Source organism: Segeticoccus rhizosphaerae (assembly GCF_009192725.1).
Classification (GTDB): Bacteria; Actinomycetota; Actinomycetes; order Actinomycetales; family Dermatophilaceae; genus Segeticoccus; species Segeticoccus rhizosphaerae.
Map to the genome: position 1 here is coordinate 1 of NZ_VOHR01000143.1, position 9,106 is coordinate 9,106.

Consider the following 9,106-nt stretch of genomic DNA (forward strand, 5'->3'; position numbering starts at 1 on the left):
CAGCTCGTCCGGGGGCCGATCCGGCAGCAGGGCCAGCAACGGGCCCGGGTCGGCGAGATCGACGGTGCGCGCCACCAGCGGCGCGGATGCGGCCGACTCGGGGGCCTCGTGCAGGGTGCTCACGGCGGCACAGCCTACGTCTGTCCGCTGCCGGCCTGTGCGTCGCCCAAGCCGCTTCGACGGACGGTTTCGAGCTGGCACACCGGTCTGGGCGACAGCAGACAGGGCGAAACGAGCACGGGGACGGCCGTCTGCCCGTCGAGGGCGGGTATGGGTGAGGATGGGGCCATGACGCGCGCCAGCCTCGACAAACGCCCGGACGAGGTCGCCTCGATGTTCGACGACGTGGCCGGGCGCTACGACCTGACCAACGACATCCTCTCCCTCGGGCAGGACCGGCGCTGGCGCAAGGCGGTCCTCGCGGCGGTGGACGTCCGGCCCGGGGAACGGGTCCTCGACATCGCGGCCGGCACCGGCACGAGCAGCGAGCCGTTCGCCGACCGGGGGGTGGACGTCGTCCCGGCGGACTTCTCGCTCGGCATGCTGCGAGCCGGTCTCCGCCGCCGCCCGGACCTGGGGTTCACCGCCGCCGACGCGCTGCACCTGCCCTTCAGGGACGGCGCGTTCGACGCGGTCACCATGTCCTTCGGGCTGCGCAACGTCGCCGACCCACAGGCGGCCCTCGAGGAGTTCCACCGGGTCACGGCACCCGGCGGCCGCGTCGTCATCTGCGAGTTCAGCCAGCCCACCAACCGGGCCTTCCGCACCATCTACACCGAGTACCTCATGCGCTCGCTGCCGCCGGTGGCGCGGCGGGTCAGCTCCAACCCGGACTCCTACGTCTACCTGGCCGAGTCGATCCAGGCCTGGCCCGACCAGCGGGGCATGGCCACCATGCTGGCGTCGGCCGGGTGGCAGGACGTCGCCTGGCGCAACCTCTCCGGTGGCATCGTCGCCCTCCACCGGGCGCGCCGCTGAGACCTCCCCCCGCCCCGACCGCCGTGAGGAATCATCGTGAGGTTCCGGCCCCCAGGAGGGCACCGGACCTCACGAAGATTCCTCACGAGGGAGATGCCAGAGGAGGTTAGGTGCGCCTTGGTACGACAGATCCAGCCTTCCGTCATAGACTGCCAAGTCGAGTTCGTGAAGATCTTCACAAGCGTGCAGAGGCAGTCGTGAGCGAGAGCAGCAGCAGCGTGTCCCGGGTGGGGTCGAGCACCTTCCCGCCTTCCGCCGCACCCTCATCGAAGATCTCTTCCGCGACCGCCTCGACGGCCCCCACCGCTGCCGAGACCGCTGACGTCATCGTGGTGGGCGCCGGTCCGGGTGGTTCGGCAACTGCCGCCTACCTCGCGATGGCGGGTCTGGACGTGCTGCTGCTGGAGAAGACGCAGTTCCCGCGGGAGAAGGTCTGCGGCGACGGACTCACCCCGCGCGCGGTCAAGGAGCTGATCACCCTCGGCATCCCGACGCCGGAGGAGGACGGCTGGATCAAGAACCACGGACTGCGCATCCTCGGCTCCGGCATGCGGCTCCAGCTGGACTGGCCCGACCTGGCCAGCTTCCCGCCATACGGGCTGGTCCGGACCCGGCAGGACTTCGACGAGATCCTGGCCAGGCACGCGGTCAAGCACGGCGCCCGGCTGCACGAGCGCACCAACGTGGTCGGTCCGGTCCTCGACGACCGCACCGGGCACATCGTCGGCGTCCGGGCCAGGCCGGTCGACGAGAAGGGTCGCGGCACTGGCGACGAGGTCGTCTACGGCGCGCCCCTGGTTGTCGCGGCCGACGGCAACTCGAGCCGCCTGTCGTTGTCGATGGACCGACCCAAGCGCGACGACCGCCCGATGGGGGTCGCGGTGCGCACGTACTTCGAGAGCCCCCGTCACGACGACGACTACCTGGAGTCCTGGCTCGAGCTGTGGGCGCCCAAGGCCGACGATCCGGACACCCAGATCCTCCTGCCCGGCTACGGCTGGATCTTCGGCGTCGGCGACGGCACCAGCAACGTCGGCCTGGGCATCCTCAACACGTCCAAGGCGTTCGGCCGGGTCGACTACAAGGACGTGCTCAAGCGCTGGGTGGCGACGATGCCGGCCGAGTGGACCTACAACGACTCCACGATGACGGGGCCGATCCGCGGCGCCGCCCTCCCGATGGGCTTCAACCGGCAGCCGCACTACGACCGGGGCCTACTGCTGGTGGGTGACGCCGGGGGGATGGTCAACCCGTTCAACGGTGAGGGCATCGCCTACGCGATGGAGTCCGGGCGGTTGGCCGCCGACGTCGTCGCCCAGGCCTTCGCCCGGCAGACCGACGACGCGCGGGAGCGGGTGCTGCGGTCCTACCCCGCGGTGATGAAGGATGCGCTCGGCGGCTACTACACGCTGGGGAGGGGATTCGCGAAGATGATCGGTCATCCCGAGGTCATGCGACTCGCCACCCGCTACGGCCTGCCGCGCACCACGCTGATGAAGCTCATGCTCAAGATCATGGCCAACCTCACCGAGCCGCACGGCGGTGCGGCGAGCGACCGGTTGATCAACGCGCTCTCCAAGATGGCCCCAGCGGCATGACGAATCGCACCGGGCCTAGGATTGTGCGCCGACGAGCCCTGACCACACCGAGCATCCGAAAGGGGAGCGCGAGGTCATGAGCCACTCGTACGTCCCACTCCTGTTCTTCGCCGGCATCGGCGCGGCTTTCGCGGTGTTCTCGGTGATGATCGCCCCGATCGCCGGCCCCCGCCACTACAACCGGGCCAAGCTCGACGCCTACGAGTGCGGCATCAACCCGACGCCGCAGGCCGAGGGCGGCGGCAAGGTGCCGATCAAGTACTACATCACCGCGATGCTGTTCATCGTCTTCGACATCGAGAGCGTCTTCCTCTACCCGTTCGCCGTGGCCTTCGACAAGATGGGCCTTTTTGCGCTGGTGGAGATGGTGCTGTTCATCCTCACAGTGTTCGTCGCCTACGCCTACGTCTGGCGCCGCGGCGGCCTGGAGTGGGACTAGATGGGACACCGATAGATCATGGGTATTGAAGAGAAGCTGCCAGCGGGCTTCCTGCTGACCACCGTCGAGCAGGTCGCGGGCTACATGCGCAAGAGCTCGGTGTGGCCGGCGACGTTCGGGCTCGCCTGCTGCGCCATCGAGATGATGGCGGTCGGCACCCCCGACTACGACATCGCGCGCTTCGGCATGGAGCGGTTCTCCGCCACGCCGCGGCAGGCCGACCTGATGATCGTGGCGGGGCGCGTCAGTAACAAGATGGCGCCCGTGCTGCGCCAGGTCTACGACCAGATGCCCGAGCCCAAGTGGGTCATCTCGATGGGCGTCTGCGCGAGCAGCGGCGGCATGTTCAACAACTACGCGATCGTGCAGGGGGTCGACCACGTCGTCCCCGTCGACGTCTACCTCCCGGGCTGCCCGCCCCGCCCGGAGATGCTGATCAACGCGATCCTGGTGCTGCACCAGCAGATCCAGAACTCCAAGCTGGGGGTCAACCGGGTCGAGGCGGCGCGCGCGGCCGAGCAGGCCGCTCTCGAGGCGACGCCGACGCACGCGATGAAGGGGCTGTTGGCATGACGCCGCCGAGCGAGGGCACGAGCGGAGCGAGCGGTTCGGCGTCAGGCGAGCCGGAGGCAGCCCGCAGTGACAACGGCGAAAAGGCCGAGGTGACGCCGGCGGCCGACAAGCCGGAGCAGAAGGTGTCGACGACGGCCGCGCAGGAAACCGGTGGTGCCCCCACCGCCGCCGAGCCGCCCAACCTGCCCGCCGAGCCCGGCACGGCTCCCGAGCCGGTCGTCATCGGCGAGCGCCAGGGCATGTTCGGTTCCTCACTGGGCAACGACACCAGCGGGTATGGCGGGTTGGAGTCACCGATCCTGTTCCCGGCCGCGGCGGTTCGGCCCTACGGTTCCTACTTCGACGAGGTTGCCGACGCCCTGGAGCGCGGCCTCGGCGACGGTGACGACACGACCTACGGCGACGCGGTCCAGCGCGTCGTGGTGGACCGGGGCGAACTGACCCTCCACGTCGCACGCGAAGCGCTGCCCGCGGTCGCGCGCGCCCTGCGTGACGACCCGGCGCTGCGGTTCGAGGTGTGCACGGGCGTCTCCGGGGTCCACTATCCCCAAGAGGCCGGTCGTGAGCTGCACGCGGTCTACCACCTGCTGTCGATCACCCACGGCAGCAGGCGGATCCGGCTGGAGGTGTCCTGTCCCGACGACGACCGGCACATCCCCTCCATCGTCGCGACCTACCCCTCGGCCGACTGGCACGAGCGCGAGACCTGGGACATGTTCGGCATCGAGTTCGACGGGCACCCCTCGCTCACGCGGATCCTGATGCCGGACGACTGGCCGGGCCACCCCCAGCGCAAGGACTACCCCCTCGGTGGCATCCCGGTGGAGTACAAGGGCGCCACCGTGCCGCCGCCGGACCAGCGGAGGTCGTACAGCTGATGACCGAGCAGACCACACACGAGACCGAGGACATCTTCGCGACGTCCGAGTCCGACCGGGACGACGCCGCGGAGGGTCGTGTCTTCACCGCGAGCGGCGGTGACTGGGAGAGCCTCGCCGAGGAGGCAGCCTCCATCGGCGAGGACCGCATCGTCGTCAACATGGGTCCGCAGCACCCCTCGACCCACGGCGTGCTCCGGCTGATCCTCGAGCTGGACGGCGAGACGGTCACCGAGGCCCGGGCGGGCATCGGCTACCTGCACACCGGCATCGAGAAGAACATGGAGTTCCGCACCTGGACCCAGGGCGTGACCTTCTGCACGCGCATGGACTACCTGATGCCGATCTTCAACGAGACGGCCTTTTGCCTCTCGACGGAGAAGCTGCTGGGCATCACCGACCGGATCCCCGAGCGCGCCTCGATCATCCGCGTGATGATGATGGAGCTCAACCGTGTGGGATCCCACCTGGTCGCGCTTGCCACGGGCGGCATGGAGATGGGCGCCACGACGGTCATGACCATCGGGTTCCGCGAGCGCGAGCGCATCCTGTCGATCTTCGAGATGATCACGGGCCTGCGGATGAACCACGCCTACGTCCGCCCGGGCGGTGTGGTGCAGGACCTGCCACCCGGTGCGATCGACAAGGTGCGGGACGCCATCCCGCAGATCCGCCGCGGCATCCACGAGCTCGAGCTGCTGCTCGTCGAGAACCCGATCCTCAAGGGCCGCACCGTCGATGTCGGCTACGTCGACCTGACCGGGTGCATCGCGCTCGGCCTCACCGGACCGATCCTGCGCTCCACCGGGTTCCCGCTCGACGTGCGCAAGTCCGAGCCCTACTGCGGTTACGAGACCTACGACTTCGAGGTGCAGACGGCCAACACGTCTGATGCCTACGGCCGTCTGCTGGTGCGCTTCGCGGAGATGTACGAGTCGCTCAAGATCGTCGAGCAGACCATCGACCGCCTGCAGAGCACGCCCGGCCCCGTGATGATCGAGGACAAGAAGATCGCGTGGCCCGCGCAGCTGTCCCTGGGCGGCGACGGCATGGGCAACAGCCTCGACCACATCCGCGAGATCATGGGCGATTCGATGGAGTCGCTGATCCACCACTTCAAGCTGGTGACGGAGGGTTTCCGGGTGCCGCCCGGTCAGGCCTACGTGCCGATCGAGTCGCCCAAGGGCGAGCTCGGCGCGCACGTGGTGTCCGACGGAGGGACGCGGCCCTATCGGGCGCACTTCCGCGATCCCTCCTTCAACAACCTGCAGGCCGTGGCCGCGATGTGCGAGGGCGGCATGATCGCCGACGTCATCGTCGCGGTGGCCTCGATCGACCCAGTCATGGGTGGTGTGGACCGATGACAAACGCCGTGCACAAGGAATGTCGGGGTCCCCGCGCAGTACCGAGTGAGGTACGAGCGAGGATTTCGTGGGGTGACGTCATGGGAGGAGTGGACCGATGACAGAGATCGAGCACACGGCGAACACCGGGCACTCGGACGACCGGACCGCGATGAGCGAGGCCGGAGCCGCGCCGGACCCGGTGCACCGGCAGACACCGTTGCACGCCTCCGACCAGCCGTATGACGCGCACGTGCTGGCCCAGCTGGACGCGGACGCCGCGTTGATCATCGCGCGCTACCCCCAGCGGCGCTCGGCGCTGTTGCCGCTGCTGCACCTCGTGCAGAGCGTGGACGGCTTCGTGACCGGCCGCGGGGTCAACTGGTGCGCCGAGAAGCTGGAGCTGACCGCCGCGGAGGTGAGCGGCGTCGCCACCTTCTACACGCAGTACAAGCGCCACCCCAACGGTGACTACACCGTCGGCGTGTGCACCAACACGCTGTGCGCGATCATGGGCGGAGACGAGATCTTCGAGCGGGTGAGTGACCACCTCGGCATCGGCCACGACGAGACCACCGAGGACGGCAAGGTCACCCTCGAGCGGGTCGAGTGCAACGCGGCCTGCGACTATGCCCCCGTCGTGATGGTCAACTGGGAGTTCTTCGACAACCAGACCCCGCAGAGCGCGACCGCGCTGGTCGACGACCTGCGCGCCGGCAACGAGGTCACACCGACCCGTGGCGCCTCGCGCGCGTGCGCGTTCAAGCACACCGAGCGGGTGCTGGCCGGCTTCCCCGACGGTTTGGCCGACGAGGGCGTCGGCGCCGGCCCGGCGTCGCTGGAGGGCCTCAAGGTGGCCCACCAGCGCGGTTGGACCGCGCCCGACCCGGGCGCCGACGACGACCATGGTCCAGAAGGCGCGGACGGCGCCGGAGAGGCGGAGCGGTGAGCACCCAGCTGACGCCCATCCTCACGAAGTTCTGGGACGACCCGCAGTCCTGGACCCTCGACACCTACCTGCGCAACGACGGATACAAGGCGCTGCGCAAGGCCGTGACGATGCAGCCGAACGAGCTGGTCGCGATGACCAAGGACTCCGGTCTGCGCGGACGTGGCGGCGCCGGCTTCCCGACGGGCATGAAGTGGGGCTTCCTGCCCCCGCCGGACGGTGGCCCGCGCTACCTGGTGGTCAACGCCGACGAGTCCGAGCCCGGCACCTGCAAGGACATCCCGCTGATGCTGGCGGCGCCACACATCCTGCTCGAGGGTGTGGTGATCACCTCGTTCGCGATCGGCTGCGAGCACGCGTTCATCTACCTGCGCGGGGAGACGGTGCACGTCTACCGTCGCCTCCTGCGCGCGGTCGAGGAGGCGTATGCCGCGGGGTACCTCGGCAAGAACATCCTCGGCACCGACTTCAGCCTCGAGGTGACCGTGCACGCGGGCGCCGGAGCCTACATCTGCGGCGAGGAGACGGCGCTGCTCGACTCCCTGGAGGGTCGACGCGGCCAGCCCCGGCTCAAGCCGCCGTTCCCCGCGGTCGCCGGCCTGTATGCCCGCCCCACCGTCGTCAACAACGTCGAGAGCATCGCCTCGGTGCCCTCGATCCTGCTGCACGGGGCCGACTGGTTCAGCGGCATGGGCACCGAGAAGTCCACCGGTTTCGGCATCTTCAGCCTGTCCGGGCACGTGACCCGGCCCGGACAGTACGAAGCGCCGCTCGGCATCACCCTGCGCGAGCTGCTCGAGCTCGCTGGGGGCGTCCGCGAGGGCCACGAGCTGAAGTTCTGGACCCCCGGGGGCTCCTCCACGCCGATCTTCACGGCAGAGCACCTCGACGTGCCCCTCGACTTCGAGTCGGTGGCGGCCGCGGGGTCGATGCTCGGCACCCGCGCCCTGCAGATCTTCGACGAGACCACGTCCGTGGTGCGTGCCGTGGCGCGCTGGACCGACTTCTACGCCCACGAGTCCTGTGGCAAGTGCACGCCCTGTCGCGAGGGCACCTTCTGGTTGTCGCAGATCATGGAGCGACTGGAACACGGCCGCGGCAGCCAGGACGACATCGACAAGCTGGTCGACATCTGTGACAACATCCTCGGTCGGGCGTTCTGCGCCCTCGGGGACGGCGCGACCAGCCCCATCACCTCCGCGGTGCAGTACTTCCGCGAGGAGTTCGAGGCCGGTATGCACACCCCGGCCGCCGAGCTGTTCCCGCCGTCGCGCTCGACGCTGTTCGCGAAGGAGACCGTGGCCCCATGACCGTGTCCACCTCACCCTCTGCCGGTGGCAACGCCGTGGACGAGGGAGGCAACGCCCAGATTCCGCCCAAGCCGGAGCTGGTCAACCTGACCATCGACGGTGTGGGTGTGAGCGTGCCCAAGGGCACGTTGATCATCCGGGCGGCCGAGCAGGTCGGGATCCAGATCCCGCGGTTCTGCGACCACCCGCTGCTCGACCCGGTCGGCGCCTGCCGCCAGTGTCTGGTGGAAGTCGCCACCCCCGGCCCGGACGGGTCGATGCGGGCGATGCCGAAGCCGCAGGCGTCCTGCACCATCGCCGTCAGCGAGGGCATGCAGGTCAAGTCGCAGCACACCTCCGCGGTGGCCGACAAGGCACAGCACGGGCAGATGGAGTTCCTGCTCATCAACCACCCGCTCGACTGCCCGGTGTGCGACAAGGGTGGCGAGTGCCCCCTGCAGAACCAGGCGATGTCCAACGGCCGGGCGGTGTCGCGCTTCGAGGACATCAAGCGCACCTACCCCAAGCCGATCAACATCTCCAGCCAGGTGCTCCTCGACCGCGAGCGCTGCATCCTGTGCGCTCGCTGCACCCGCTTCTCCGACCAGATCGCCGGTGACCCGTTCATCGCTCTGATCGAGCGGGGCGCGCTGCAGCAGGTCGGCATCTACGAGGAGAAGCCGTTCGAGTCCTACTTCTCCGGCAACACCGTGCAGATCTGCCCGGTCGGTGCGCTCACGGGTTCGGCCTACCGGTTCCGCTCCCGTCCGTTCGACCTGGTCTCCACCCCGAGCGTGTGCGAGCACTGCGCCAGCGGCTGCGCCCAGCGCACCGATCACCGCCGCGGCACGGTCCTGCGCCGGATGGCCCTCGAGGACCACGCCGTCAACGAGGAGTGGAACTGCGACAAGGGGCGCTGGGCGTTCACGTATGCCCAGCAGAGCGACCGGATCACGGAGCCGCTCGTGCGGGGTGACGACGGGCAGCTGCGCGTCGCCGGCTGGCCGGAGGCCCTCGAGGTCGCGGCTCGCGGGCTCGACGCCGCGCGCGCCTCGGGTG

At 69.2% G+C, this 9,106-nt stretch carries 9 protein-coding genes; all 9 read left to right on the top strand.

Annotated elements, in window-relative coordinates:
- Nucleotides 1-288: 288 nt before the first annotated feature.
- Nucleotides 289-978 carry a demethylmenaquinone methyltransferase gene (locus tag FRW57_RS12335; protein WP_152186105.1) on the top strand — a complete coding sequence of 230 codons (690 nt, stop codon included), beginning with the start codon at nt 289-291 and terminating at the stop codon, nt 976-978.
- 272 nt (nt 979-1,250) lie between these two features.
- A complete protein-coding gene (locus tag FRW57_RS12340; RefSeq protein WP_137120741.1) occupies nt 1,251-2,576 on the top strand; it encodes a geranylgeranyl reductase family protein in 1,326 nt (441 codons plus the stop codon).
- 76 nt (nt 2,577-2,652) lie between these two features.
- A complete protein-coding gene (locus tag FRW57_RS12345) occupies nt 2,653-3,015 on the top strand; it encodes an NADH-quinone oxidoreductase subunit A (protein WP_137120657.1) in 363 nt (120 codons plus the stop codon).
- A gap of 18 nt (nt 3,016-3,033) precedes the next feature.
- Nucleotides 3,034-3,588: a NuoB/complex I 20 kDa subunit family protein gene (locus FRW57_RS12350; RefSeq protein ID WP_137120656.1), complete on the top strand. Its 555-nt coding sequence runs from the start codon at nt 3,034-3,036 to the stop codon at nt 3,586-3,588.
- On the top strand, nt 3,585-4,466 hold the full coding sequence (locus FRW57_RS12355) for an NADH-quinone oxidoreductase subunit C (RefSeq protein ID WP_238999409.1): 882 nt from the start codon (nt 3,585-3,587) through the stop codon (nt 4,464-4,466). Before FRW57_RS12350 ends, FRW57_RS12355 begins: the two co-directional genes overlap by 4 nt.
- A complete protein-coding gene (locus FRW57_RS12360) occupies nt 4,466-5,830 on the top strand; it encodes an NADH-quinone oxidoreductase subunit D (protein ID WP_137120655.1) in 1,365 nt (454 codons plus the stop codon). Before FRW57_RS12355 ends, FRW57_RS12360 begins: the two co-directional genes overlap by 1 nt.
- Nucleotides 5,831-5,981: 151 nt before the next feature.
- Nucleotides 5,982-6,758, top strand: a complete 777-nt coding sequence (nuoE, locus tag FRW57_RS12365) for an NADH-quinone oxidoreductase subunit NuoE (RefSeq protein WP_152186108.1) — start codon at nt 5,982-5,984, stop codon at nt 6,756-6,758.
- On the top strand, nt 6,755-8,068 hold the full coding sequence (gene nuoF / locus FRW57_RS12370; protein ID WP_137120654.1) for an NADH-quinone oxidoreductase subunit NuoF: 1,314 nt from the start codon (nt 6,755-6,757) through the stop codon (nt 8,066-8,068). The genes nuoE and nuoF overlap by 4 nt, the downstream gene beginning before the upstream one ends.
- Nucleotides 8,065-9,106: 2Fe-2S iron-sulfur cluster-binding protein (locus tag FRW57_RS12375; protein WP_152186106.1), on the top strand; the 1,042-nt coding region annotated here is incomplete at its 3' end. The genes nuoF and FRW57_RS12375, both read left to right, overlap by 4 nt.